Genomic DNA, 26,075 nt, shown 5'->3' with positions numbered 1-26,075 from the left:
GACAGCCCGGCGCCACGCGTCCCCGCCGACCCGGTCCGCCGACCTAGTCCGCCGACCCGGTCCGCCGACCTGGTCCGACGCGGACTGGGGGTCCGGGATCGCGGTCACTTTGTGCACCAGATCCGTACGGCGACGGCCTCGGCGTACGGATCTGGTGCACAAAGACGATCCTCGCCGTCGGCTCGAACGGGCGCCGCACCGAGTGGTGCTGTCGAGTTGCAGCTCGGCGCTCGGCGGACCAAGTGGTGCGGACGAGTTGCTCGTCTGGTCAGTGCGTTGGTCGTCCACAGCTCCGATCCACCCCGGGCCGAGGACGGCGCGGGGTAAGGGACTGGATGGCACGGACCCGACCAGGGCACGGAGGTTGGCCGGGTCCGTGGCGCGGATCTGTGTCACTCACCAAGCAGACACCGCCCTGGCCGGTCACGCTCAGACCTGCGCCGGTGATGACCCGACGGTGGGGTTGGTGAGTGCCTCAGGTCCGCACCAGCAACGATCCCGCCAGACCGACACCGACACCGACACCGCAAGGACCGCTCACCCACGGAAACGACACAAGAGCCGCAATTCCTTGTCCCAACCCACGGTGCTTCCGGCCCCACCCCGCCGCCGGCCCCACCCCGGCGGCCCCACCCCGCCGGCACCACCCTGCCGGCCCCAGCCCGGCGGTTCCGGTCTCCGCCCGGTGCTGTGTGTCGGCGCGGACCTGTCCCGAGCGTCCCCTTTGGTGGGTTGACGTCCGAGATGGCGGGTTGGCGCCCCGGAATCCCGTACGCCAACCCACCACATGGGACGTCAACCCACCAAAAGCCCAAGCCGGGGTCGCCGACCACTCGGGGCGGGTTGCCGAACGCCGGACAAGCAACGCGACGGCCGGTCCGGCGAACCTGTCCCCTGGGCCTTGAGCGGCCGGATGTCGGTCTGCCCGGTGCTCTCACCGATGACTTACCGCAACCGGCCAGCCGCCACGCAACCGGCTAGCGGGCAGCTGCACAGCCCGGCACACCGCTGTCCCGAGCAGCGTGCTCGCCTTCCTCGACGGCCCACACAACTCACCACGCCACCGCGTGCACCAGTTCAAGGCCCGTCACATCACCCACACATAAAGCAGAAGAGCCAGCCGGATATCCCCTCGGGTTGCGGGTTCTCTGTTGGTACACCAGGCGAGAACTCTCCAATCGTGGGGATATCCGTCCCACAGCGGGCGGGGGGATCACGGGCCCGTCGCCGTCGCCGTCGCCGCAGCCGGCGGGTCCAGGGAGGCGGGTTTTCCACAGGTCGACGGTTGGAGCCAGCGAAGTGTAGGTGGGGGCGTCTAGGGTCTTGGCATGGCTGAGACCAACGCGACGCTGACTCTGACCGACGAGCGCGCCAAGATCGCCGGCGGTGTGATCCAGGCGATCGCGGGGGAGAGCGCGCGGCTGCGGGCGGATCAGGAGACCGCGGTCGCGGCCCTCTGCGAGCCGGCCGCGCGAGTGCTCGTAGTGCAGGCGACCGGTTGGGGCAAGTCGGCGGTGTACTGGGCGGCGACCGCGATCAGACGGGCCGAGGGCGCCGGTCCGACCCTGGTCGTATCGCCGTTGCTGTCGTTGATGCGCGATCAGGTCGCGGCCGCGAGCCGGGCCGGTCTGCGCGCGGCCACGTTGAACTCGAACAACATCGACGAGTGGTCCAGTATCGAGAACGATCTGCGCTCCGGGGCGATCGACGTCCTGCTGGTCTCACCGGAGCGGCTGGCCAACCCCGGCTTCGGGCGGCGCGTGCTCGACGGGCTGGCCGGGCAGATCGGGCTGTTGGTGATCGACGAGGCACACGCGGTGTCCGACTGGGGTCACGACTTCCGGCCGGACTATCGGCGGGTCTCCGACGTACTGCAGCAGCTGAACCCGAAGACTCCGGTCCTCGCGACCACCGCGACGGCGAATGCGCGGGTGACCGAGGACGTCGCGCATCAGCTGGGCGAGTCGACGCTCGTACTGCGGGGTCCGTTGGCGCGATCGAGTCTGCAACTGGCGGTGGTCGATGCGTTGTCGCCGCTGGATCGGTTCGCGTGGGTGGTCGAATATCTGCCGAAGCTGCCGGGCTCGGGCATCGTCTACACGCTGACGGTCGCCGACGCGCAGCGGCTGGCCGCGGTGATTCAGGAGGTCCACGGTCGCGACGTACCGGTTGCGGCGTACACGGGTGGGTTGGAGGCGGGGGAGCGCGAGAGCCTCGAGGACGCGCTGCGCGCCAATCAGTTGAAGGCGCTGATCGCTACGTCGGCGTTGGGCATGGGGTACGACAAGCCCGATCTCGGGTTCGTCGTGCACGTCGGGTCGCCGCCGTCGCCAGTCTCGTATTACCAGCAGGTCGGTCGTGCGGGGCGCGGGATCGATCATGCGGTGGTGGCGTTGCTGCCGTCCGATGCGGATGCCGGTGTGTGGGACTACTTCGCGACGGCGACGATTCCGATCCCGGAGAACGTGCAGCGTCTGCTGCGCGGCTTGGACGGGTACGGACCGGATCAGCCCGCGACCGTTCCGGCGCTCGAGGCCGAGACGGGACTGCGTCGTACTCGCGTTGAGCTGATGCTGAAGCAGTTGGCGGTGGACGGCGTCGTCGACCGGGTCGAGCGGGGCTGGGTGCGGACCGGGGCGGAGTGGACGTTCGACGCCGCTCACTACGACGGGATCGTTGCCGTCCGGCGGCGCGAGGCGGACATCATGCGTGCGTACACGCGTGGTGATCGTTGCCTGATGCAACTTCTGCAGGAGTCGCTGGACGATCCGTCGGCCGAGGCGTGCGGGCGGTGTTCGGTGTGCCTGGGGGAGTTGCCCGATCCGCTGGGGGAGCGGCCGGAGGCGGAGACCGTGGCGACGATCACGCGGTTGCTGCGCGGCGAGGTGCACGTGCTGGAGCCGCGGAAGATGTGGCCAGGTGGCGCGTTCGGTGCGAAGGGCCGCATCCCCGCGGAGCTGGGCGCCGAGCCGGGCCGGAGCCTGATCTATGCCGATGCTCCCGAATGGCGCGAGGTCGTCCGCGCCACCTTCACCGACGCCGAACCGCCCGCCGAAGCACTCGAAGCGCTGAAGGCCGGTGCTGTCGCGGCCCTGTCCCGCTGGCGCGGCTCGTGGTCAAGTCGCCCGGAGGTGGTCGTCGCGCTACCCACCGCAGGCCACCGTCAGCTGACTGTCGCGATCGCCGAGCACGTTGCCGCCGTCGGTCGCCTGGACCAGGCAGAGCTGACGGTCGACCGCAGCGGGTTCACCGACGACCTGTCATCCGCAGAGGAGGCCAAGGTCTGGCGCGACGGCCTCCAGGTCGACGGCACCACCGCCCAAGCCGTCACCGCTCGCACCGTCCTCCTGCTCGTCGACGCCACCTCATCCCAATGGCCCATCACCGTGGCCGCCGCCAAACTCCGCGAGGCGGGCGCCGCAGCAGTCCTTCCGCTCCTCATCCACAAACGTCCGTAGTCAGCCGGCTGCCAGTTCAGGGCTGGTCTCGGCGAACGACTTCAGGTCGGAGATCAGGCGGGTCCAGCCGTCCTCGATCATGGCGCGGATGGCGCTGCCTGGTTCGAAGCCGGTGTGGATGACAGTCAGTTTGACCTGGTCGTCGACCGGCTCGAGCTCGAAGGTGGCCTTCGAGAGTGGTTCGCGGCTGGTCTTCTGGTAGAGGTCGTCGTCCATCTCGACCGCCTTCGCGAACTCCGGCGTGATGTGGTGCCAGGTGAAGGACAGCCGCGTGTACGGGTCGTGCTCGAGCACCACCTGTCCCGGCCCGGCCATCGCGACGTCGCCCAGGTGCCACACCATCTCCGAGCCGACCTTCCAGTCGGTCTCGTGCTGGACGTGCCAGTACTGCTCGGTGAACTTCGGGTCGGTCAGCGCCCGCCACAGCCGCTCCGGCGTGGTCTTGATGTACGTGGTGTAGACGAAGTCGTTGTCGCTCATGGTTTCGGCCTCCAAAGCCGTTTTGAGATCGGCGAACAGCTCGACCCGCCGGCGGTCGTACCGGTTGATCCAGCGGTCCGCGATGGCGTTGATCGGCTCGGCGTTGAGGTGGTGCAGCTTCTCCCGGCCGCGCCACACGGTGGTGACGAGGTTCGCGGCCTCCAGTACGGCGAGATGCTTGCTCACCGACTGCCGGGCCATCTCCAGGCCGGCGCAGAGCTCGCGCAGTGTCTGCCCGTTGCGCGCGTTCAGCATGTCGAGCAGTTGCCGGCGGTTCGGGTCGGCCAGGGCGCGGAACACCTCGTCGTCCATCACGCTCCGATCAGTTCATGCAGCCGCCTGGCTGCATAAAGACCATAGGCAGCCGAACGGCTGCATGTCAATCCGGAATGAGATTGACGAGGGCAGGAGGATGGCCCTGTGGAGATCACGAGCCTCGGTTATCGGACCGACCTGTTGCTGCTGGAGCTGAGCGGAAGCGTCTTCCACGACGCCGGCGAGTACGTCGTGGTGCGGACGCCGGACAACCCGGGTTTTTGGTGGGGGAACTTCCTGCTCTACCGCACCCCGTTCGCGCCCGGTGACACGAAGACGCGCCTGGACTCCTTCCACCAGGAGTTCCCGGCCGCGAAACATGTTGCCCTGGGCATCGACAGCGTGGACGGCCAGATCGGCGCCGAGGACGAGCTGACCGCGGCCGGCTTCACGGTCGAGCGGAGCGTGGTGATGACCGCGAGCGAGGTCGTCCCACCAGGCCGGCCCAATGAGGAGTCGACGTACCGCTTGCTGGGCAGCGACGACGACTGGGAGCAGCTAGTTCAGCTGAGCCTGGCGACCGCGGACATGACGGTCGACGAGGGGTACGAGCAGTTCACCCGGCGGAAGCTGGTCGCGAATCGCGCTCTGGTCGAGGCTGGACACGGGAAGTGGTTCGGGGCGTTCGACGGGGGCCGGTTGCAGAGCTCGCTCGGGTTGATGTTCGACGGGAAGGGGCTGGCACGGTTCCAGACCGTGCAGACCGCACCGGAGGATCGCGGCCGCGGGCTGGCGAGCACGCTGGTCCACCGTGCGTCGACGTACGGCCTGACCGACGGTGGGGCGCGGACGCTGGTGATGGTCGCGGACCCGGAGTACCTCGCGATCCGGATCTACCGCGCGCTCGGATTCACCGACTCGGAGACCCAGTTGCAGTTCTCGCTGCCGCCGGCGTGACAGGGTGAGGGCATGACTGATGTACGGCGTGGGGTTGTCCTGGTCACCGGTGGGAGTCGAGGGATCGGTGCGGCGTCGGCGATCGCGCTCGCGGCGGACGGATGGGACGTCGGCGTCAACTACCGGACCCGCGAGGACGCGGCCGCGCGTGTGGTGAAGGCGTGCGAGGGGGTCGGCCGGCGGGCGATCGCCGTCCAGGCCGATGTGGTCGAGGCCGACCAGATCGAGCGGCTCTTCGACACCGTCACCGCCGAGCTCGGGCCGATCGGTGCCGTGATCAACAATGCCGGCATCGTGTCCCCGCGCGGCCGGGTCGCCGAGTACGACGCCGAGCGGCTCGACCGCGTGTTCCGGATCAACTCCGTCAGCGCGTTCCTGGTCGCAGGTGCCGCAGTGCGTCGGATGTCCACGGCGTACGGCGGTTCCGGCGGAGTGATCGTCAACGTCTCGTCGCGGGCAGCCGTGCTCGGGTCAGCCGGCGAGTACGTCGACTATGCCGCGAGCAAGGCCGCGGTCGACGCGCTCACCACCGGACTGGCCAACGAGGTCGCCAAGGAGGGCGTCCGCGTGCTCGGCGTCCGCCCTGGCCTGATCGAGACCGACATCCACGAACCGGGCCGGCTCGAGCGCATCGGTACGACGCCACCACTGGCCCGTCCCGGGAAGCCGGGAGAGGTCGCCGAGGTGATCGTGTTCCTCGCCTCCGACCGCTCGTCGTACATGACGGGTACCACCATCGACGTCTCCGGCGGGCGCTAGTTCCGAGGGAGAGACGAGATGGGACTACGCCCGGTTGATCTGGCGCGGCGAGCCGGCGTCTCGACGCAACTCGTCCGGAACTACGAGGCGGCCGGGATCCTGCCGCCGGCACCGCGATCCGATACCGGGTACCGGCAGTACGGGCCGGAACATCTGTCCGCGTTGCTGACCTATCGGGCACTGGCGCCGGGGTTCGGGGCGGAGACCGCAACGGAGATCATGCGCGCCGTGCTCACGGGCGACGAGGCGCTGGCCTACCGGCTCGTCGACGCAGCCCATGCCGCGCTGCATGAGCAACGGCTGGCCACCGATGCCGCGAGTGAGGCGCTCGGTGCGATGGCTGCGGAGTACGTCGAGGAGTCACCGGTGACCGGGCCTTCACTGCTGGTGGGGGAGCTCGCGCATCGGCTGGGCGTCCGCACCTCGGCTCTGCGGGTCTGGGAGGCTGCGGGCTTGCTGGCACCTACGCGGGAGCCGGGGACGAAGTACCGGCGGTATGGTCCGGAGCAGGTGCGGGACGCGCGGGTCATCCACATGCTGCGCCAAGGGCGGTACTACTTCGAGCAGATCAAGCCGGTGATCGACGGACTGCGGCGTACCGGGAGCACCGAGGCGTTGCGGGAGGCGATCGCGGAACGACGGGCCGCCCACGACCGCCAGACCAAGGCGATGCTGCACGGCGCGGCCCTGCTGCACGAGCTGATCACCGAGGAGCAGGGATCGCCAGCTGGGTCGGCGCGGAGCGGCCGCGGACAGTGACCCGGTCGGTCGGCTGCCAGTGATCGGCCTCCGCAGGCGCCGATTCGTCGACCGCGCTCATCGACGCGATCAGCCGGCCCGGCGTCGACTTGGCCAGCTCGCTCAGGCGAGCCGCCTCGTTCACCGGATCGCCGATCACCGTGTACTCGTGCCGCCGTACGTCGCCGACCGTGCCGGCCACCACGATCCCAGCCGTCACGCCGATCCCGGCCGTTGCCTCCGGCAACTCCTCGGTCAGCCGCCGGGCCAGCTCGCGACCTGCGCTCAGCGCGCTCCCGGCCGCGTCCGGCAGCTCGGCCGGCGCGCCGAAGATCGCCAGCGCGGCATCGCCGGCGAACTTGTTCACGAACCCGCCCTGCCGATCCACCTCGTCGACCACGATCTCGAAGAAGCGGTTCAGCAGGTGGACCACCTCGGTCGGCGGCCGGTCCGCCGCGAGCTCGGTCGACCCGACCAGGTCGACGAAGAGCACCGCGACGAACCGCTCCTCGCCACCGAGCTGGTCACTGGTGAGCGCCTCCTCCACGACGCCAGGACCGACGTACCGCCCGAACAGGTCGCGGATCCGCTCCCGGTCGCGCAGTCCCTCCGCCATCCGGTTGAACCCTGCCTGCAGCGATCCGAGCTCGGTGCCGTCGAAGACCGGGATGCTGACGTCGAGCCGCCCTTCACCGATCAGACTCAAGGCTGTCCGCACCGAGCGAACCGGCGCGACCACCGACCGGGCCGACAGCATCGTCAGCAGCCAGCCGTTGCCGAGCGCCACAATGCCCAGCGCCAGGATCACGACCGAGAGCCGGGTCGAGGAGACGTCCTTCTCGATCAGCGCGAGTACGGCGGCCAGCATCAGCCCGGCCACCGGCACACCGGACCCCACCGCCCAGAAGAACACCGTCCGAGCCTTCAGGCCGGCCGCGAGCAGCCGGCGCGGCGGCGGTGAGTCGACCAGCGCCCGGGCCGCGACCGGCCGGAGCGCGAACTCGGTCAGCAGGTACGAGACCGCGCAGGTGATGATCATGCCGTCGAAGACGGTGACCGCGATCCGCAGGGCGTTCTCCGGCTGGAGCACGAGCGTCATCACGGTGAAGATCACCCCGGCCACCAGCCAGAGCAGAACCTCGATCAGCGTGAGTCGCAGCGGCAGCTGAAGGGTCGCGATCTGCTCCGCGCGGGTGGCCGGCCGCTCCTCGTCCACCCAGCGGGTCACGCGCCGGGTCAGCCACGTGCTCCAGATGCAACCGACCGCGATCGCGATCAGGAAGTACGCCGGGATGGCGATCGCCTTGAACAGCTTCAGGTGGTCGAGCAGGGGCGGGCCGGGCAGCACGAACACGGCGAGCACGAAGACGACCAGGGCACCGATCAGGTTGGTCCCGATCGAGAACGTCGTCATCAGCGCCTGCAGCCGGAAGCGCAGCAGCCGCGTGCTTTGGTCGGCGGGCCCCAGCAGCCATGATCCGAACGGCCGCCTCTTCAGCGTCAGTTCGGGACTTCCCTGCGACATCATGGTTACAGTCTGCTAGGAGACATCCCGGTTTTCGCAACCGGCGTCAGGATCAAACCAGGGTTTTGGCACCATGGTGCGGCTGGCTCAGAATGGCCGCCTGATCGGGCTGTGGCGTGGGTACTGTTCCCCGGACACCTGACTCGGGGAGTAATCCGTGACGCACGATCGCCACTCCTACGCCGAACCTGCCCTGGTTCGGACCACCCATCTCGAGCTCGACCTCGAGCTGGACTTCGCTGCGAAGGTCCTGGCCGGCAGCGCCACGCACACGCTGGCCTGGACGGGCACTGGTGACCGGCTCGTTCTCGACACCCGCGACCTGACCGTGGTCGCGGTCGAGGGCGCGACCGGCGACGGCTGGGAAGCGCTGGAGTACAGCCTGGCGGTGCCGGACAAGGAGCTCGGCTCGGCGCTGACCATTCGCACCGCTCAGCATGAGCGCGTGCGGGTCAGCTACCGGACCGCACCGACCGCAACCGGTCTGCAGTGGCTGGAGCCGGCGATGACGGCGGGTGGCGTGATGCCGTTCATGTTCAGCCAGTCGCAGGCGATCCACGCCCGGAGCTGGGTGCCGGTGCAGGACACTCCGAGTGTGCGGTTCAGCTACTCCGCCCACGTCACCGCTCCGCCCGAGCTGATGGTGCTGATGAGCGCCGACAACGGTACGACGTCGCGCCGCACCGGCTCGTACGACGTGGTGATGCCCGAGCCGATCCCGTCGTACCTGCTGGCCATCGCCGCGGGCGACCTGGTGTTCGAGCCGATCGGCGAGCGGTCCGGGGTGTGGGCCGAGCCGGAGATGGCGCGGCGGGCGGCGACTGAGTTCGCCGACACCGAAGAGATGATGCGGGTCACCGAGGAGCTCTTCGGCCCGTACCGCTGGGGTCGCTACGACCTGCTCGTGCTGCCGCCGTCCTTCCCGTACGGCGGGATGGAGAACCCACGGATGACGTTCGCGACGCCGACCGTGGTGATCGGGGACAAGTCTCTGGTCAGCGTGGTCGCGCACGAACTCGCGCACAGCTGGTCGGGCAACCTGGTCACCCAGGACAGCTGGGACGACATCTGGCTGAACGAGGGCTTCACGTCGTACGTCGAGAACCGGATCGTCGAGGCGGTCTACGGCGCCGAGTTCGCGGAGATGGAGACGGCGATCAAGCAGCACGCCACGGTCGTGAAGCTGGACCCGCTGACCCCGGCCGAGCTGGCCGTCGAGCTGCCAGGATTGAACCACCACTCGGAGTACCACGGGACGACGTCGACCGGGCCGCTCAAGGGCTCGTGGTTCCTGTCGTGGCTGGAGGAGCGGTTCTCGCGCGAGGTGTTCGACCCGTTCCTGGGCGGGTACTTCGACCGGTACGCGTTCCGCAGCATCAACAGCGACGACTTCGTCGCGCACCTGCAGGAGCACCTGCTCGAACCGCACCCGGGGGTCGTGACTGAGGCCGAGATCTCGGCGTGGCTGAACGAGCCGGGGATCCCGTCGTTTGCCCGCCGGGCGGTGTCGGAGCGCTTCCAGGCAGTCGACGAGGCCCGGGACCGGTGGCTGACGACAGGCGAGCTCCCGGCCGGAGCGGAGCGGTGGACCACGCAGGAGTGGCTGCGGTTCCTCGACGCGGCCCCCGACGTACTCAGCCCGCTGCTCTTGCAGCAGCTCGATCGCGCGTTCGGCCTGACCGGCACGGCGAACGGCGAGATCGCCCGGCGGTGGTACCAGATCGTTGCCGCCAGCAGCTACGAGGCGTCGTACGCCGAACTGGCCGAATTCCTCACCAAGGTCGGCCGGATGAAGCTGGTCCTGCCCGTCTACCAGGCCCTGGCCGGCACGGACCGAGCCTTCGCCGCCGAAGTCTTCGCCAAGGCCCGCCCCGGCTACCACCCGATCACAACAGCCGCAGTCCAAAAGATCCTCGGCCAGTAGCCGACTGTTACAAGTCCAGGGTGCGGCGGTGGACGGCTCCGGTGGGTTTGTAGCCGAGGTGGGTGTTGGTGCGGCGCATCGGGGTGTTCGTATCGACGGTGTCGGTGAGGAGGGCGTCGAGGTCGGGGAAGTGGATGCGGGTCTGGAGGATCTGCTCGGCCTTCATCCACAGGGCCAGGCCGTGGCCTCGGTGTGCGGGGAGTACGGCGGTGCCGTAGTGCTGGGCGTCGCCCTTGCCGTCACCCGGTACGACGAGTTCGGTGAAGCCGGCGATCGCGCCGGTGGCGTCGTCCACGGCGGCCACCGTGGTCAGCTGGTCACCGCGTTCCTCGATGACCCGAGCGGCGTACCGCGTCCGCTCGACGTCCCACGGATCCTCGCCGTACGCGATGTCTCCGGAGGGCGCGTCGTTCATCCCGGTCCGCGCGTCCGTGAACGTCTGCGCCAACTCGTCCGGTACGACGCCTCGCCACGAGATCAGGTGATAGCCCGGAACATCCGGTACGGCGGGAGTCGCATCGTCCAACCGGAGACGCGCGTAGACGAGCGTCAGGCCGATCGCGAAGCCGTGGTGCTGGAGGAATTGATCGGCGGGGGAGCCGGCGGTCGCGTCTGCGAGCAGCGTGTGGACCTCGTGGTCCTGGGCGGCGTTGACGACCGCTTCGAGCAGCCGGGAACCGACACCGCGGCGGCGTTCGGCCGGGTGGACGTTGAGCTGCAGCTCGGCCAGGTGGGCTTGGCTCTCGCGGCTGTTGAGCCGGAGGAACGCGGACCCGATCGGGTTGCCGTCGGCGTCCGCGGCGAGCCAGGCGATCCGGCGGCTGAACGGCCGGTAGTCGGGATCCGTCAGTGGAGTCAGTCTGATGCTCAAGCCGACAAGATAACCCCGCGCCGGGATCACGTGCCGACGCCTGATCGATCGGCTAGCGTGGCGCGAAGCGAAGCGGGGAGAGGAGCCTGGGGTGGAGCAGCCGAGTGGGGGCCAGGTGCGCACGATCGGTGCCGACCATGTCGCTTTACGCGAGCAGGTACTCGCGGAATTGCGCCGGCGGATCGTCGACGGTGATTACGCGCAGGGCGAGCGGTTGACCGAGACCCGGCTCGCGGACGACTTCGGAGTGTCCCGCAATCCGGTGCGCGAGGCGTTGCGCGTGGTGGAGGCCGAAGGCTTCGTCCAGATCCTGCCCCGTCGCGGTGCGGTGGTGGCGACGCTCGACGACACCGCGGTTCGCGACCTGTTCGCCGTACGCGAGCAGCTGGAGACTCTCGCCGCCGGACTCGCGGCCGAGCGGGCGACGGCGAACGACATGGCGCACTTGCGCCGTCTGCTCGATCAGGCGAGCTCGGCGACCGATGCGAAGGACTTCGACCTGGTCGCCGAGCTGAACAGCGCGTTCCATCGCGGGGTGATCGAGGTCAGCGGCAACCGCTGGCTGCTCTCGATCTCCGCCGCGATGTATCACCACGTGCACTGGGTCTTCCGCGTCGGCGCCGCCCAGCGCGCACCGCACTCGTGGGAGGAACACATCCGCCTGGTCGAGGCGATCGAAGCCCGCGACCCGGCGGCCGCGACCACAGCGGCGCGCGAACACGTGGAAGCCGCCGCCAAGGCCGCGCTGACTCAGCGTCCGACCGCGTAGCCCTGCATCCCGCGCGGGTTGGCCGCGGCCGCCAGCACACCGTCAGGTTCCTTGCGTACGGCGCACAACCGGCCGAGGCTCCACGCATCGGTCTCGGTGACGGCGTGCCCGCGTCGTACCAGCTCATCGCGTACGGCGGTGCCGAGTCGGCTCTCCATCACCAGACCACCCGGCTCGGTCGCGCGCGGGTAGAACGACGACGGGAAGCCCGTGGTGTGCCAGGCCGGCGCGTCGATCGCCTCCTGCAGATCCATCCCCTGGCCGAGATGACGCAGCAGGAAGAGCAGCTGCCACTGGTCCTGCTGGTCGCCACCGGGCGAGCCGCAGGCCATCACCGGCCGGCCGTCGCGCAGGACCAACGTCGGCGTGAGAGTGGTGCGCGGACGCCTGCCAGGCGCGAGCGAGGCCGGCAGTCCTTCCTCGAGCCAGAACATCTGCGCCCGGCTCCCGAGGCAGAAGCCGAGCTCCGGGATCGTCGGCGACGACTGCAACCAGCCGCCACTCGGCGTCGCGGAGATGATGTTGCCCCACCGGTCGATCACGTCGACATGACAGGTGTCGCCACGCGTCTCACCGACGGACGAAACGGTCGGCTCTCCCGTGGTCGCGTCGCCCTGATCGTTGCCGACGGCAATCGAGGGCAGGATGGGCTGACGGCCGTCCGGGCGACCGGGCCGGAGCTCGAGGCTCGCGTCCGGGCCGATCAGCTTCGCGCGCTCGGCGGCGTACGCGGGGGAGAGCAGCGTCTTCAGCGGTACGTCGGCGTCGTCGCCGTACCAGGCCTCGCGGTCCGCGTACGACAGCTTCATCACCTCGACCGTCGTGTGGACACCCTCGGCACTGTCCAGGTCGACGTCGCCCAACTCGGCCAGTACGGCGAGCGACTGCAGCAGACCCGGTCCCTGGCCCCATGGCCCGGTCTTGGCGACGGTGTAGCCGTTCCAGTCGAGCGTGGCCGGCTCCTCCCAGCTCGCCTGGAAGGCAGCCATGTCTTCGCCGGTAATCAGGCCGCCATGGTCCGCACCACTGGAGTCGCGATGCGGCAGCCGAGAGAACGCGTCGACCGCCTCCGCGACGAACCCTTCCCGCCAGGTCTTCCGCGCCTGCTCGATCTGCGCCTGCCGGTCCGCGCCGGCCGCCTCGCCCTCGGTCACGAGCTTCTCGAGGGTTGCGGCGTACGCCTCGTTGCGGAACATGCCGGTCGGCGGACGCCCGTCCTTCAGCCACAGCGCGGCTGACGTCGGCCAGTGGTCCTCGAACAGGTCCCGCACAGTGTTGACCGTGTCACCGACCCGCGGCACCAGTGGGTGACCGTTGCGCGCATAGTCGACAGCAGGCTCCAGTACGACGCGCAACGGCAGCGTGCCGTGATCACGCAGCAGGAGCAGCCATGCGTCGACAGCTCCAGGCACTGTGGCCGCGAGCGGTCCTGAACCGGGGACAAGCGTCAGACCGAGTGAGCGATAGTGCTCGATCGTCGCACCGGCCGGAGCGACGCCCTGGCCGCTCAGCACCCGCGGTGTGGGGTCGTCAGCGGTCGCGATGATCGCCGGCACCTCACCACCGGGTCCGTTGAGATGCGGCTCGACCACGTGCAGCACGAACCCGGCGGCGGCGCCCGCGTCGAACGCGTTGCCGCCGAGCTCGAGGATCCGCATCGCCGACTGCGACGCCAGCCAGTGCGTGGACGAGACCATCCCGAACGTGCCGCGCAAGGTGGGCCGGGTGGTGAACCTCATCGAGTAACTCCTTCTTCGACTCTGCGTACGTCTGGTCCGGTGCCGTCGTCGTTCACGAGGTGACAAGCCACCTGGTGTCCACCTTCTCCGATTACCCGCGACTCCGGCACGACTGTCCGGCATGTGTCGATCGCGACCGGGCATCTGGTGTGGAAGCGGCACCCGGACGGCGGATCGATCGCGGAGGGCAGGTCGTCACCGAGCAGGACCGGCTTGCGCGCCCGCTGCTCGGTCGGGTCGGGTACGGGCGCCGCCGACAGGAGTGCCTGGGTATAGGGGTGAGCAGGCGCGCCGAAGATGCGGGATCGTGGGCCTTGCTCGACCAACTGGCCCAGATACATCACTGCGACCTCGTCGGCGAGGTACTCGACGGCGGAGAGGTCGTGGGTGATGAACAGGCACGCGAAGCCCAGGTCGCGTTGGAGGTCCGCGAGCAGATTGAGCACTGCTGCCTGGACTGAGACGTCCAGTGCGCTCGTCGGCTCGTCCGCGACGAGTAGCCGCGGCTCAGAGATCAGTGCACGGGCGATGCTGACTCGCTGGCGCTGACCGCCGGACAACTCGTGTGGTGAGCGCTGTGCAACCTCAGGCCGGAGTCCGACGCGGCGTAGTGCCTCTGCGACCTTGGCCGGGATGTCTTTGCGGCGCATGAGCCGGAGCGGTTCGCCGACAATGTCTCCGACCGAGAGCCGCGGGTCGAGCGAGCCGGCCGGGTCCTGGAACACGATGGATACGTCTCGTCGGTGCGGTCGGAGCTGTCGGCGGTTGAGGTGCGTGATGTCGGCATCGGCGAGTCTGACGGTCCCACCGCTCGGTTCGAGCAGTCTGACGATGCACCGGCCGACCGTCGACTTGCCGGAGCCGCTCTCGCCGACCAGTGCGACGACAGACCCTTGACGGATCCGCAGCGTCACACCGTCGACCGCCCGAACCGGCCCGAAATGCATGACCAGATCTTCGACTTCCAGGGCGAGGGCTGTGGTCTCCATCAGACCTCCACTGGTTCTCTGACTGGATTCCAGCACGCGACGCGGTGCGGACCACCGGTCAGTTCTGGCTGGGACGTCGTACAGGTGTCGAGTGCCCGCGGGCAGCGGTCGGCGAAGGTGCAGGCGTCGGGTTGTTCCTCGAGCACGGGCACCAGGCCTGGGATCTCGTTGAGGCGATGCGTCTCGGCATGGCGGCCGGCAGCCGGTGATGCGCCGAGGAGGCCGGTTGTGTACGGGTGCTGCGGATTCGCGAACAGGTCGTGCACCTCGGCTGTCTCGACGACGCGTCCGGCGTACATGACAGCCACCCGGTCGGCGAGGTCCGCGACCACGCCGAGGTCGTGGGTGATCAGGACGATGCTGGTGCCGAGTCGTTCGCGGAGTCCACGCAGTACGTCGAGGATGCCGGCCTGGATCGTGACGTCGAGGGCCGTGGTCGGCTCGTCGGCGATCAGGACCTTGGGATCGCAGGCGACCGCCATCGCGATCATCACGCGCTGGCGCATCCCGCCGGAGAGTTGGTGCGGGTAGTCGCTGACCCGGCGCTCGGCGGACGGGATCCCGACGAGCTTGAGGAGTTCGATCGAGCGATCCCGGGCGGCCTGGCGGCTGACGCCGACGTGGGTGCGGAGGACTTCGCCGATCTGGTGGCCGACGGTGAAGACCGGGTTCAGCGAGGTCATCGGCTCCTGGAAGATGTACGCCACCTCGCGGCCGCGGATCGACCGGAGCGTGCGTTTGCCGGCGCCGATCAGTTCGACGCCGTCGAGCTTGACCGAGCCGTCGACGGTCGCGGTCCGGGGGAGCAGGCCGGCCAGGCTCATCGCGGTGACGCTCTTGCCGCAGCCGGACTCGCCGACCACGGCGAGCACTTCACCGTCACCGACCTCCAGGCTGACCCGGTCGACGGCTGACAGCAGGCCGTCCTCGGTCCGGAAGGTGACGGACAGATTGCTGACTTCGAGGACATGCCCATTCGTCGATACAGTCATCGGCGGCTCGCTTTCGGGTCGAGCGCGTCACGGAGGCTGTCGCCGACGATGTTGAACGCCAGCGTCAGCAGCATGATCGCGAGGCCGGGCATCACCGCGGCCCACGGCGCCCGCGACGCGAACTGCTGCGCGTCGGACAGCATCGTGCCCAGGCTCGGCGCCGGCGGCTGGATGCCGAGCCCGAGGAACGACAGCACCGCTTCGCCGAGGATCGCCGCCGGCAGCGCGACGGTCGCCTGGACGATGATCACCGAGGCCGCGTTCGGCAAGATGTGCCGGCCGAGCACCCACGGATCGCCGGCGCCCTCGACGATCGCGGCCGCGACGAAGTCGAGCGACTTCAGCCGCAGCGTCTCGGACCGGACGATCCGGATCACGCCCGGGATCTGGGCGATACCGATCGCGATCGCCGCGTTGCCGAGACTCGCGCCGCGGATCGCCGCCAGCCCGACCGCCAGGATCAGGAACGGGAACGCGAGGACGAGGTCGGTGAACCGCGAGATCAGCGCGTCGATCCTACGGAAGTAACCGGCCATCAGACCCAGCGGTACGCCGATCACGAGTGAGGTGGCGACCGCGAGCAGCGCGACGTGCAGGGACGCTCGGAGCCCGAACATGATCCGGGAGAGCACATCGCGGCCGAGGTCGTCGGTGCCGAGGAGGTAGCCGGCCGTCCCGGGTGGCGCGAAGGCATTGTCGAGATGGGTCTGGGTCGGCTCGTGCGGTGCGAGCCAGGGGGCGAACACGGCGAGGATGATCGCGATGCAGAGGACGACGAGTCCGGTGATCGCGAGCGGATTGCGGAGCATCCGGCGTACGACTTTGCTGCGGTTGCTGCGCAGTGACGGGCTGGCGGTGAGGGTTTCGGCGACGGCCATCACACATCACCTCGAACGCGGATCCGCGGGTCGATCACCGAATAGAGCAGGTCGACCAGCAGATTGATGACGATGTACGCCGTCGCCGTGACGAGGACGACGGCCTGGATGACCGGATAGTCGCGCTGGAAGACGGCGTCGACGGTGAGCTTGCCGAAGCCAGGGAGCGCGAAGATCCGCTCTGTGACGACGGCGCCGGAGATGAGCGCGCCGAGCTGGAGGCCGACGATCGTGACGACGACGATCAGGCTGTTGCGGAGCGCATGACGGCCGATCACCGCGCGGGGCGCGAGCCCCTTCGCTTCGGCGGTACGGATGTAGTCGGCGCTCAGCGCGTCGAGCATCGACGATCGGGTCTGGCGCATGATCACCGCGGCCAGGCCGGTGCCGAGGATCAGCGCGGGCAGGATCAGGTGGTGCAGATTGTCGGCCGGGTTGCTGAAGAACGGTACGAAGCCGGACGCCGGAAAGAGGCCCAAGGCAACGGACAGGTAGAGGATCGCCATCAGCCCGAGCCAGAAGTTGGGCACCGACAGGCCGAGCAGCGCGAGCGCGTTGGCCGCCCATTCGGCCGGGCCGCCCCGGCGTACGGCGGCCACTACGCCGGCGCCGACGCCGATCACACTCGCCACCAGGATGGCCAGCACCGAGAGCTCGATCGTCACCGGCAACGCGCTCACGATCATCGTCCGGACCGGCTCGCCGGTCCGGATCGACTGCCCCAGATCGCCCCGGACCGCATGGCTGACGAACTGCCAGAACTGCACCAGCTCCGACTTGTCCAGCCCGTACTGCTGCCGGATCGCCCGCAGCGACTCCGGATCCCGGTCCTCACCGGCGAGCGCGAGCGCCGGGTCACCCGGCAGCGCGCGGACGCCGGTGAACACGACGATCGTTGCCAGGATCAACGTCACGACCGACTGCCACAACCGGTTGAGCAGATACCGTCGCACGAACCCCACCTCCTCTCGCTCGTCGTCATCCGCCCGCCGAAGGCGGGCGAACCGGAGGAAGCGCTCACTTCGCGAAGCCTGCGAAGGCTGTCCGGATCACGCCGTCCGGGTAGACCTGGATGCCGAGGAGCTTCTTGCTGACGCCGGTGAGGTTGCGCTGGCGGTACATGTAGATCAGCGGGTCGTCCTGCTGCAGCTTCGTGACGACGTCGCCGTACAGCTTGATCCGTTGTGCCGTGTCGGTGTTCTGACGGGCGTCGGTGAGGAGCTTGTCGACCTCGGGGCTGCTGTAGCCGGCCACGTTCTGGCTGCCGGTGGTGCCGACGAAGTTGTAGGTGTTCGCGTCGGGGTCGACCCGCCCGGACCACCCGAGCTGCAGGAGCTCGAAGTCACCGCGGTCCTGCTGGTCGAGCAACGCGGCGTACTCGACCGGCTTGATCACCAGGTCGAATCCACCCTCCTTCACCATCGCCTGCAGCGCCTGCGCGAGCCGCAGACTGTCGGGGTTGTTCGAGGTGATCATCGTGACCTTGTACGGCGTCGTCACGCCGGCATCCGCGAGCAGTTGCTTCGCCTTCGCGGTGTCGTGGGCCGGGCAGACCTGCGCGGCGTCGGAGGTGAACTCGCTCTTCGGCGAGATCGGCGAGCAGGCGACCGTGCTCAGGCCGTTGAAGATCGACTTCACCAGGGCCGCGCGGTCGATCGACAGGTCGAGTGCCTGGCGGACCCGCGGGTCCTTCGCGATCGGGGTATCGAGCTGCTTGAGCGGGTTGCCGATGCCGTTCGCGTTCGCGATGTTGATGGTCAGGCCCTGGTACCCGAGCGACTGCGACTGCAGCACGGTCATGCTGCTGTCCTTCTGCAGCGACGGCGCGTCCTGCGTCGACAGCGAGTCCGCGACCTGCGCGTCACCGGACTTCAGGTTGGCCGAGCGGATGCTCGAGTCGGTGATGATCCGGTACTCGATCGCGTCCAGGTGCACCTTGGCGGCGTCGTAGTACAGCGGATCCTTCACCACCTTGATGGAGTTCTGCGCGACCCGGCTGGCGAACTTGAACGGGCCGACGCAGACCGGCGCGGTGGAGAAGTTCGCGCCGAGCTTGGCGACCGCGGCCGGGCTGAGCACCATGCCGGCCCGGTCGGCCAGCGCGGCGGTGAGCGGGGCGAACGGCTTCGACAGCTTGATCACCACGGTGTTCGGGTCCGGGGTCTCGACCGAGGTGATCGGGCCGAGCTCGCTCTTCCGGCCGGAACCGGCCAGCGTCAGACCGCGGTTGATCGAGATCTTCACCGCGTTCGAGTCGAGCGTGCCGCCGTCGGCGAACTTCACGCCCTGCTTCAGCGGGATGGTCAGGCTCAGACCGTCCGCCGAGACCGTCGGCAGCGCGGTCGCCAGTTGCGGCACGATCTTCGCATCCGGGCCGAGGTCGTAGAGCTTCTCGCACATGGTGTGGAAGACATACCGCGAGTACAGGCTGCGCGACAGCGTCGGGTCGAGCTTGTCCGGGTCGGCGGACAGCGCGACCGTGAGCGTGCCGCCCTGCTTCACCTGTGCCGCATCGGCCGGGTCGCCGAACACGTCCTGCCCGGTCGGCGATTGGCTCGCGCCGCTCGTGTCGTTGCCGGCGGGTTCGACAGGGGAGCAGGCGGTCCCGGTGAGCGCCAGCGCGATCACCCCCGCCACGGCTCCGGCCACCGCACGGCGGCGGTTGCTCCAGCTGGAGCGGTTCAGTGCGAACGGAAGTCGACGAGTCATGGCGGAACTCCTGGGTAGGCGGTCTCGACGACTGTTTCATGTATACAAGGCACATGCGCAAGTGATTCGGCGAGTTTGACTGAACCTTTTACGAGTTCCCGCCGTACAGCTTGCCGAACGTTCAACGCCGACCGCCGCCCGGGCCGCCGGAGGCTTCCGCACGGCCTCCGACGGCCCCGGGCGCGGGTCAGGTCGTGACCGGGTAGGTCAGATCGCCGGCCGGTACGGCGTGCCCGTCGAGCGCGAGCGCCATCAGGTTCGGCCCGTCGTACTGCGGGTGATGGACGCCGAACTCGGTCGCCTGCCGGAACCCGAATCGCGGGTAGTAGTCCGCATGACCGAGCACGACAACGCTCTGCTCACCACGATCACGCGCAGTGGCGAGGGCTGCCGTGACCGAAGCGCTCCCGGCACCTTGTTTCTGGTACGCCGGAAGCACGGCGACCGGCCCCAGTGACAGGACCGGGATGCCGCCGATGTGGCAGCGGGTCAGCAGCGAGTAGGCGACGGGCTTGTCGTCGGGGGTGGTCGCGACGATCAACAACCCGGGAAGCCAGGCGATCGGGTCGGCGCGGTGGGCATCGAGGAAGTCGACCTCGAACTGGCGACCGAAGGCGCGCAGAGTGATGTCGCGGATGATGTCGACGTCGGCTGGAGTCTCGACACGGGTGTTCCAGGTGAAAGACAACGGAAATCCCTTTCGGGCGAGGGGTTCAGGCAGAACCCACGGTGAGTTGACTGATCGGACCGGCTGCCGGACGGACGGCAGCGCCGGTTGGCGCGGTCATCAACTCACCTCCTCGATCCTCCGAAGTTGCCGCGATCTTACTCAGGTCGCCGGCGTCGTCGCACGGCAATTACCGGTCGGCCGTGTCGTCGGCCAGCGCCGTGAGTGGATCGGTGGTCGCGGGTGCGGTTGGAGTCCAGCGATCGTCGATCAGGGCGTACGGATGCCAGCGGGCGTGGTGATCCAGGCGGAGCTGGACGGTGTTGCCGAGGGTGAGGCGGTTGTGGTTGGCCTGCAGCGTGAGCTCGTCGTCGGCGGCCAGCAGTTCGGTCCGCGCCCGGGCGATGTCGGTCGGGTCGGGCGTCCAGGTGTGTTCGAGCACGTCCAGGCCGGGTGCGCCGCCGTACCGCCAGGCTTTGATGCCGAGGGCAAGCGCTTCGGGCCGGCCGGTCGCCTCGGTCAGCGGCGTGGTCAGCTCGGGGAAGTCAGCGGCAAGCCGGACGGCGTCTGACCATTCGTCGAGTGGCTGTGGCTCCGGCGTACCGCGCAGGAGTGCGCTGAGGATTGCCCGGGCCCGGCGGGACGCATCGAGGACCAGCAGCGAAAGGGTCGCCGGTGTGAAGCCGGGCGGGGCCTCGATCCCACTGATGGCCAACTCGTCGGCTGTCACCTTCCCCGGCAGATCTGGCAGGTCAGGCAGCTCGCGTAGCGGCGCCGCGAGTACGTCCTGCGGGGATGCGCCTGGCTCGGCCGCTTCTGGCGCGGTGGCACTTGAGCTTCTGGCTTGGAGCTCGTCGAGGATGTCTTCGCGGGATCGGCCGCGGAGCAGCAGGAGGATGAACGGGTCGTCGTCGAGCAGCCAGGCGACCTGATAGCAGAGCGCGGCGGCGTGCTGGCAGGGCAGCTCCCAGCCGTCACAAGTACAGGTCGGGTCGAGGTCACCAATGGCGGGCAAGAGCGCCACGCCGGCATCGGCCGCAGCCTCAACCAGATCGTGCGGCATGTCACCGTCGAGCAAGGCGGCAATGTGCCCGGCACGGGCGGCCACCTCATCCAGGAACCTCCGCCACGCGTCCTCGCTCAGCGGATCGATCTGAACGACGGCCTCGTAGGTGTCGTCGGGCGAGTCGACCAGCGCCGCGATCCGCCCCGGACTGATCGTGATCGCTCCAACCTGCCCCGAGTTCGCGTACCGCCGCCCCTTCCGCAGCTGATCCGAATCCAGCGACGTATCCTCCAACGCCTGCACCCAGGCCCGAGCCCACCAGGACCGCCCCCGAGTACTCCGCCGCTGAGCTCCGAACGGCCCAAACCCCCGCGCATCACTCATCGGCCACCTCCGCGGAGTTCGACCAGGTTGGCGAGGTCAGTGTCGGAGAGTTCGGTGAGGGCGGCCTCGCCGGTGGCGAGGACTGCGTCGGCCAGCTCGCGTTTGGTGGTCAGCATCGTCGCGATCCGGTCCTCGATGGTGCCTTCGGCAATTAATCGGTGGACCTGCACCGGGCGGGTCTGCCCGATCCGGTACGCACGGTCGGTCGCCTGGTCCTCGACCGCTGGATTCCACCACCGGTCGTAGTGCACGACGTGATCGGCGCGAGTGAGGTTGAGTCCCGTCCCGGCCGCCTTCAGCGACAGCAGGAACACCGGCACCTCACCGGCCTGGAACCGTTCGACCATCTCCTCCCGCTTCGCCACGGGCGTCCCACCGTGCAGGAGTTGCGTGCCGATGCCACGATCGGACAGGTGGCGCTCGAGCAGTCGCGCCATAGCGACGTACTGCGTGAAGACGAGGACGGCACCGTCTTCGGCGAGGATCGTCTCGAGCAGTTCGTCGAGGAGTTCGAGCTTGCCGGAGCGGCCGTTCAGCCGTGCGTCGGCGGGCTCCTTCAAGTACTGCGCCGGGTGATTGCAAATCTGCTTCAGCCCGGTCAGCAGCTTCACGATCAGACCGCGCCGGGCCATCCGATCGCTCGCCTGCACTTCCGCCATCAGCTCGCGGACGGTCGCTTCGTAGAGGACCACTTGCTCGCGGGTGAGCGACACCGGCTGATCGGTCTCGGTCTTCGGCGGCAGCTCAGGCGCGATGCCGGGATCGGACTTGCGCCGTCGCAGCAGGAACGGCCGCACCAGCTTCGCGAGCCGCGCCGCGACCTCCTCGTCCTTGTCCGCCTCGATCGGCGTGGCCCACTGGCTCCGGAACGTCCCGAGCCGGCCGAGCAACCCAGGCGTCGTCCAGTCGAGGATCGCCCACAACTCGGACAGGTTGTTCTCCACCGGAGTGCCGGTCAACGCCACCCGCGCCCGCGACGGCACGGTCCGCAGCGCCTTCGCCGTACTGGACGACGGGTTCTTCACGTGCTGAGCCTCATCGGCGACGACCAGTCCCCACCGATGTTCAGCCAGTCGTACGGCGTCCCGCCGCAACGTGCCGTACGTCGTCAGCACGAAGCCCTCCCGTGCGTCGTCGAGTGACCGCGACGAACCGTGGAAGCGCCGTACCGGCGTACCGGGAGCGAACCGCTGGATCTCACGCTCCCAGTTGCCCAGCAGAGACGCCGGGCAGACGACGAGTGTGGGGCCTGCGGTGCCGGGTGACTGCCGGCGGTGGAGGTGGAGCGAGATGAGGGTGATCGTCTTGCCGAGGCCCATGTCGTCGGCCAGGCAACCGCCCAGACCGAGCGAGGTCATCCGGGCCAGCCACCGCAGGCCGCGCAGTTGGTAGTCGCGCAAGGTGGCGTGCAGGCCGGCGGGCGCGTCGATCGGTTCGTCGACCCGGTCGGGATCGGCGATGCGGGCACGCAGGTCGTCCAGCCAGGCGGTCGGGGTGACCGTGATCTGGCGGCCGTCGATCTCGGTGCTGCCGGTCAGTGCGACACCGAGCGCGTCGATCGCCGTGACCGGCTTGAGGATCCGCTCGCGGGCCTTCCGGGCCAGGTCGGGATCGATCAGCATCCACTGGTCCCGCAGCCGAACCACCGGGCGGGTCGCCTCCGCGAGCTGATCCAGCTCCGCCTCGGTCAGCGGGTCATTGCCAAGAGCAACCTGCCAGCTGAAGTCGAGCGTCGCCCCACCGCCGAAGAAGCCAGGCAGGTCGCTCGGCGGTCCATCCGCCGAGGTGATCGCCGCCCGCGCCGTGAGCGCCCGCCCGAGACTCCGCGGCCAATGCAGATCTACCCCGGCCGCCGCCAACCGCTGCGCCGTTTCAGCCAACAGCTCAGCGACGTCCTCATCCGCCAACTCCATCCGATCCGGTACGGCGGAATCCAGCAACCGACAGAGTGGCGTCCACACGCGGGCCGCCCGGCGAATCGCCAGCGTGGCGTCGATCCGGGCCCGTGGTCCGAACCCGGCGACGTCCTCGGCCCAGACGTCGTACGCATCCCGAACCAAGGTCGGATCCTTCAGGCTGTGCAACTGCACCACAGCGCTGAAAGCCGGCGACTCGGCCATCTCGATCCGCAACGAGATCCGCACCCCGGTGTCGAGCCCCACCGACACCTCATCAGCCCACGACCGCAACCGCTCAGCCCGCTGCGGCGCGACCCCCGCGAACAGCCCCACCTTGTGGGCCTTCGCAGCCGCCGGCGACCGAGGCATCCCATCCGCCACCGCATCAAGAAACTCCCGCAACAACTCCTCCGCCACAGGCAGCCGTACCCCAACACCCGATCCCGGGAGGGCGCCGGACGGAGTCGGAGCGTCACCCGAGAGTGAGCCGAAACGCGGGTCCTGGGGCGAGGCCGAGCCGGTGGTCGGGTTCTGGAGCGTGAGGAGGGGGAGGGCGCGGGCGGTCGGGGGCATTGCTTCGGCGAGGGTGAGGACTCGGGTGACGTCGTCGGCGTCGAGTGGGCCGACCCGCCAGGCGTCGTGGCCGGCGGGGGAGAGGCCGGGTAGGAGTTTGCCTCGGGCAACCAGTTGAAGCGCGGCCAGGGCTGCGGCTCCCCAGAAGGCTGCCGACGGGTGGGAGCCGGCTGCCTGGCGGGCACGGCCGAGGAGTGGGACGGCGTCGGCGACCGGGAGTTCGATCGCGCGGACGGTGCGTGGAGCCGCGTCGACGATCAGGTCGAGCTCGGTCTGTTCACCGACGCCGAGGGGGAGTGGCCCACCCTCGGGATCCCAGAACGCGACGCGGCTCTCCCGCGGCGGATCCGCCGGCCTGAACACCACTGCACACCCAGCCAGCTCCTGCCCCGTACCCACCAACCCGACGCCCTCCTACCGAAAACAGAACCCAACGACATCCACACCCGTGCCTCAGACCGTGACTACCTCCGCGTTCCCTGTGCCGGGCTGGTCGAATTGGGTTCGGTAAAGCTCTTCGTAGCGGCCGCCGGCGGCGAGGAGGGCAGAGTGGGTGCCCTGCTCGACGATGCGGCCCGACTCGATCACGAGGATCTGGTCGGCGGCGCGGATCGTGGACAGGCGGTGCGCGATGACGACCGCCGTACGACCGGCGAGGGCCTCCGTCAGAGCAGCTTGGACAGCAGCCTCGTTGGTGGAGTCCAGGGCGGCGGTCGCCTCGTCCAGGATGACGACGCGTGGCTGGGCGAGGAGCAGCCGGGCGATCGTGAGGCGCTGGCGCTCACCGCCTGACAGGCGATAGCCGCGCTCGCCGACCACCGTGTCCAACTGGTCCGGCAGCGACCGGATCAATTCACCGAGCCGCGCCCGAGAGATCGCATCCCACAGGTCGTCTTCGGTTGCCTCGGGGCGGGCGAGCAGCAGGTTCTCCCGGATGCTGTCGTGGAAGAGGTGACCGTCCTGCGTGACCATGCCGAGCGTGTCCCGCAGCGACTCCGCCGACACGTCACGGACGTCCATCCCGGCGAGCTTCACGGCGCCCGAGTCGACGTCGTACAAGCGCGGAATGAGCTGCGCGATCGTCGACTTCCCGGCGCCGGACGACCCGACGAGCGCGATCATCTGCCCCGGCTCGGCGCGGAACGACATGTCGTGCAGCACCTCGACACCACCCCGCGTGTCGAGCTTGGCGACCTCTTCGAGCGACGCGAGGGAGACCTTGTCCGCCGACGGGTACGCGAAGCGGACCCCCGCGAACTCCACCGACACCGGTCCGTCCGGCACGCGCCCCGCGTCCGGCTTGTCCTTGATCAGCGGCTCCAGATCCAGCACCTCGAAGACGCGCTCGAAGCTGACCAGCGCGGTCATCACCTCGAGCCGCGCACTCGCCAGCGCAGTCAGCGGCGAGTACAGCCGCGTCAGCAGCAACGCCATCGACACCACGGCACCGGCGTCGAGCTGTCCACGCAACGCGTAGAACCCGCCCAACCCGTAGACCACGGCGAGCGCCAGCGCGGACACCAGCGTCAGCGCAGTCACGAAGATCCACTGCACCATCGCGGTCCGCACCCCGATGTCGCGCACCCGCCGGGCCCGGACCGCGAACTCCGCGGACTCCCGCGCCGGCCGCCCGAACAGCTTGACCAACGTCGCACCCGGCGCCGAGAACCGCTCGGTCATCTGCGTACTCATGGTCGCGTTGTAGTTGGCCGCCTCCCGCTGCAGGCCCGCCAGCCTGGCGCCGATCCGGCGGGCCGGTACGACGAAGATCGGCAGGAGGATCAGCGCGAGCACAGTGATCTGCCACGACACCCCGAGCATCACCACCAGGGTCAGCACGAGCATCACCACGTTGCTGACCACGCCGGACAGTGTGTCGCTGAACGCCCGCTGCGCCCCGATCACGTCGTTGTTCAGCCGGGAGACCAGCGCGCCGGTCCGGGTCCGGGTGAAGAACGCGATCGGCATCCGCTGGATGTGGTCGAACACGGCCGTCCGCAGATCCAGGATCAGCCCCTCACCGATCCCCGCCGACAACCAACGCGTGAGCATGCTGATCCCCGCCTCGGCGATGGCGATGACAGCGATCAGCACAGCCAGCTTCAGTACGACGCTGAACGCCTTGCCACCCACGATCGCGTCGACCACGCGGCCGGCCAGCACCGGTGTGGCGACCGCGAGGACGGCCGCGCCGATGCTGAGCACCAGGAACCAGATCAGCTGCCGCCGATGCGGCCGTGCGAACGCCAGGATGCGTTTGAGGGTGGCCCGCGAGAACGGGCGTTTGTCGTCCTGGGCGTGCATCGCGTGGTACAGCGAGTTCCACGCGGTCATCTCCATGCTCACGGTTGTGCTCCGCTTCCGGTCGATCGGGACAGCCGATGATTCCGGAGACCACCGACAGTTCCCGACCGTAGGACCTCGACAATGCTTGAGGTCAACTGAATACCTAACTGAGTACGCTGTACGAAGTAACCGCACGACTATAGCCAATCCGAGAGACT

At 68.9% G+C, this 26,075-nt stretch carries 19 protein-coding genes; 6 read left to right on the top strand and 13 right to left on the bottom strand.

Annotated elements, in window-relative coordinates:
• Positions 1–1,328 precede the first annotated feature (1,328 nt).
• On the top strand, positions 1,329–3,458 hold the full coding sequence (locus tag OG558_RS34925) for a RecQ family ATP-dependent DNA helicase (protein WP_405066801.1): 2,130 nt from the start codon (positions 1,329–1,331) through the stop codon (positions 3,456–3,458).
• On the opposite strand, the gene OG558_RS34920 is transcribed toward OG558_RS34925, so the two are convergent.
• On the bottom strand, positions 3,459–4,250 hold the full coding sequence (locus tag OG558_RS34920) for an ArsR/SmtB family transcription factor (RefSeq protein WP_405066800.1): 792 nt from the start codon (positions 4,248–4,250) through the stop codon (positions 3,459–3,461).
• Positions 4,251–4,358: 108 nt separating this feature from the next.
• Here OG558_RS34920 and OG558_RS34915 point away from each other — a divergent pair, with 108 nt between their 5' ends.
• The 3 genes from OG558_RS34915 to OG558_RS34905 are packed head-to-tail and all read left to right on the top strand — an operon-like array spanning position 4,359 to position 6,668.
• Entirely contained in the window at positions 4,359–5,150 is a 792-nt protein-coding gene (locus tag OG558_RS34915) for a GNAT family N-acetyltransferase (protein WP_405066799.1), read from the top strand.
• 12 nt (positions 5,151–5,162) lie between these two features.
• Positions 5,163–5,909: an SDR family oxidoreductase gene (locus OG558_RS34910; RefSeq protein WP_405066798.1), complete on the top strand. Its 747-nt coding sequence runs from the start codon at positions 5,163–5,165 to the stop codon at positions 5,907–5,909.
• Between the two features lie 18 nt (positions 5,910–5,927).
• On the top strand, positions 5,928–6,668 hold the full coding sequence (locus tag OG558_RS34905; RefSeq protein WP_405066797.1) for a TioE family transcriptional regulator: 741 nt from the start codon (positions 5,928–5,930) through the stop codon (positions 6,666–6,668).
• Here the strand turns inward: OG558_RS34905 and OG558_RS34900 are convergent.
• Positions 6,613–8,175, bottom strand: a complete 1,563-nt coding sequence (locus OG558_RS34900) for an adenylate/guanylate cyclase domain-containing protein (RefSeq protein WP_405066796.1) — start codon at positions 8,173–8,175, stop codon at positions 6,613–6,615. The genes OG558_RS34905 and OG558_RS34900 overlap by 56 nt on opposite strands.
• Positions 8,176–8,329: 154 nt before the next feature.
• Between OG558_RS34900 and OG558_RS34895 the strand changes: the two genes are divergently transcribed.
• On the top strand, positions 8,330–10,096 hold the full coding sequence (locus OG558_RS34895; RefSeq protein ID WP_405066795.1) for a M1 family metallopeptidase: 1,767 nt from the start codon (positions 8,330–8,332) through the stop codon (positions 10,094–10,096).
• 7 nt (positions 10,097–10,103) lie between these two features.
• Here OG558_RS34895 and OG558_RS34890 read toward each other — a convergent pair whose 3' ends face one another.
• Positions 10,104–10,967: a GNAT family N-acetyltransferase gene (locus OG558_RS34890; protein WP_405066794.1), complete on the bottom strand. Its 864-nt coding sequence runs from the start codon at positions 10,965–10,967 to the stop codon at positions 10,104–10,106.
• A 91-nt stretch (positions 10,968–11,058) separates the two neighbouring features.
• On the opposite strand from OG558_RS34890, the gene OG558_RS34885 reads away from it, so the two are divergent.
• Positions 11,059–11,736, top strand: a complete 678-nt coding sequence (locus tag OG558_RS34885) for a GntR family transcriptional regulator (RefSeq protein ID WP_405066793.1) — start codon at positions 11,059–11,061, stop codon at positions 11,734–11,736.
• Here the strand turns inward: OG558_RS34885 and OG558_RS34880 are convergent.
• The 10 genes from OG558_RS34880 to OG558_RS34835 all read right to left on the bottom strand — a co-directional run bounded on the left by OG558_RS34880 (position 11,718) and on the right by OG558_RS34835 (position 25,911).
• Complete coding sequence (locus tag OG558_RS34880; protein WP_405066792.1) at positions 11,718–13,475, bottom strand: gamma-glutamyltransferase family protein; 1,758 nt, start codon at positions 13,473–13,475, stop codon at positions 11,718–11,720. The two genes, OG558_RS34885 and OG558_RS34880, sit on opposite strands and share 19 nt — an antisense overlap.
• Entirely contained in the window at positions 13,472–14,464 is a 993-nt protein-coding gene (locus OG558_RS34875; RefSeq protein ID WP_405066791.1) for an ABC transporter ATP-binding protein, read from the bottom strand. Before OG558_RS34875 ends, OG558_RS34880 begins: the two co-directional genes overlap by 4 nt.
• A complete protein-coding gene (locus OG558_RS34870) occupies positions 14,464–15,456 on the bottom strand; it encodes an ABC transporter ATP-binding protein (RefSeq protein ID WP_329476986.1) in 993 nt (330 codons plus the stop codon). Before OG558_RS34870 ends, OG558_RS34875 begins: the two co-directional genes overlap by 1 nt.
• Entirely contained in the window at positions 15,453–16,334 is an 882-nt protein-coding gene (locus tag OG558_RS34865; protein ID WP_405066790.1) for an ABC transporter permease, read from the bottom strand. The genes OG558_RS34870 and OG558_RS34865 overlap by 4 nt, the downstream gene beginning before the upstream one ends.
• Positions 16,334–17,287 (bottom strand): ABC transporter permease, encoded by a 954-nt coding sequence (locus OG558_RS34860; RefSeq protein ID WP_405066789.1) that lies wholly within the window; start codon positions 17,285–17,287, stop codon positions 16,334–16,336. Before OG558_RS34860 ends, OG558_RS34865 begins: the two co-directional genes overlap by 1 nt.
• A gap of 64 nt (positions 17,288–17,351) precedes the next feature.
• Positions 17,352–19,043, bottom strand: coding sequence for an ABC transporter substrate-binding protein (locus tag OG558_RS34855; RefSeq protein ID WP_405066788.1), 1,692 nt, complete (start codon positions 19,041–19,043; stop codon positions 17,352–17,354).
• A 187-nt stretch (positions 19,044–19,230) separates the two neighbouring features.
• Entirely contained in the window at positions 19,231–19,731 is a 501-nt protein-coding gene (locus OG558_RS34850) for a GNAT family N-acetyltransferase (RefSeq protein WP_405066787.1), read from the bottom strand.
• 169 nt (positions 19,732–19,900) lie between these two features.
• Complete coding sequence (locus tag OG558_RS34845) at positions 19,901–21,019, bottom strand: SWIM zinc finger family protein (protein ID WP_405072257.1); 1,119 nt, start codon at positions 21,017–21,019, stop codon at positions 19,901–19,903.
• 77 nt (positions 21,020–21,096) lie between these two features.
• Positions 21,097–23,934 carry a DEAD/DEAH box helicase gene (locus OG558_RS34840; protein WP_405066786.1) on the bottom strand — a complete coding sequence of 946 codons (2,838 nt, stop codon included), beginning with the start codon at positions 23,932–23,934 and terminating at the stop codon, positions 21,097–21,099.
• A gap of 90 nt (positions 23,935–24,024) precedes the next feature.
• Positions 24,025–25,911: an ABC transporter ATP-binding protein gene (locus OG558_RS34835; RefSeq protein WP_405072255.1), complete on the bottom strand. Its 1,887-nt coding sequence runs from the start codon at positions 25,909–25,911 to the stop codon at positions 24,025–24,027.
• Between the last annotated feature and the right edge of the window lie 164 nt (positions 25,912–26,075).

This window comes from Kribbella sp. NBC_01510 (assembly GCF_045040325.1).
Classification (GTDB): Bacteria; Actinomycetota; Actinomycetes; order Propionibacteriales; family Kribbellaceae; genus Kribbella.
The sequence above is the reverse complement of the archived record's forward strand: the minus strand, read 5'-3'. Positions and strand labels throughout refer to the sequence as shown.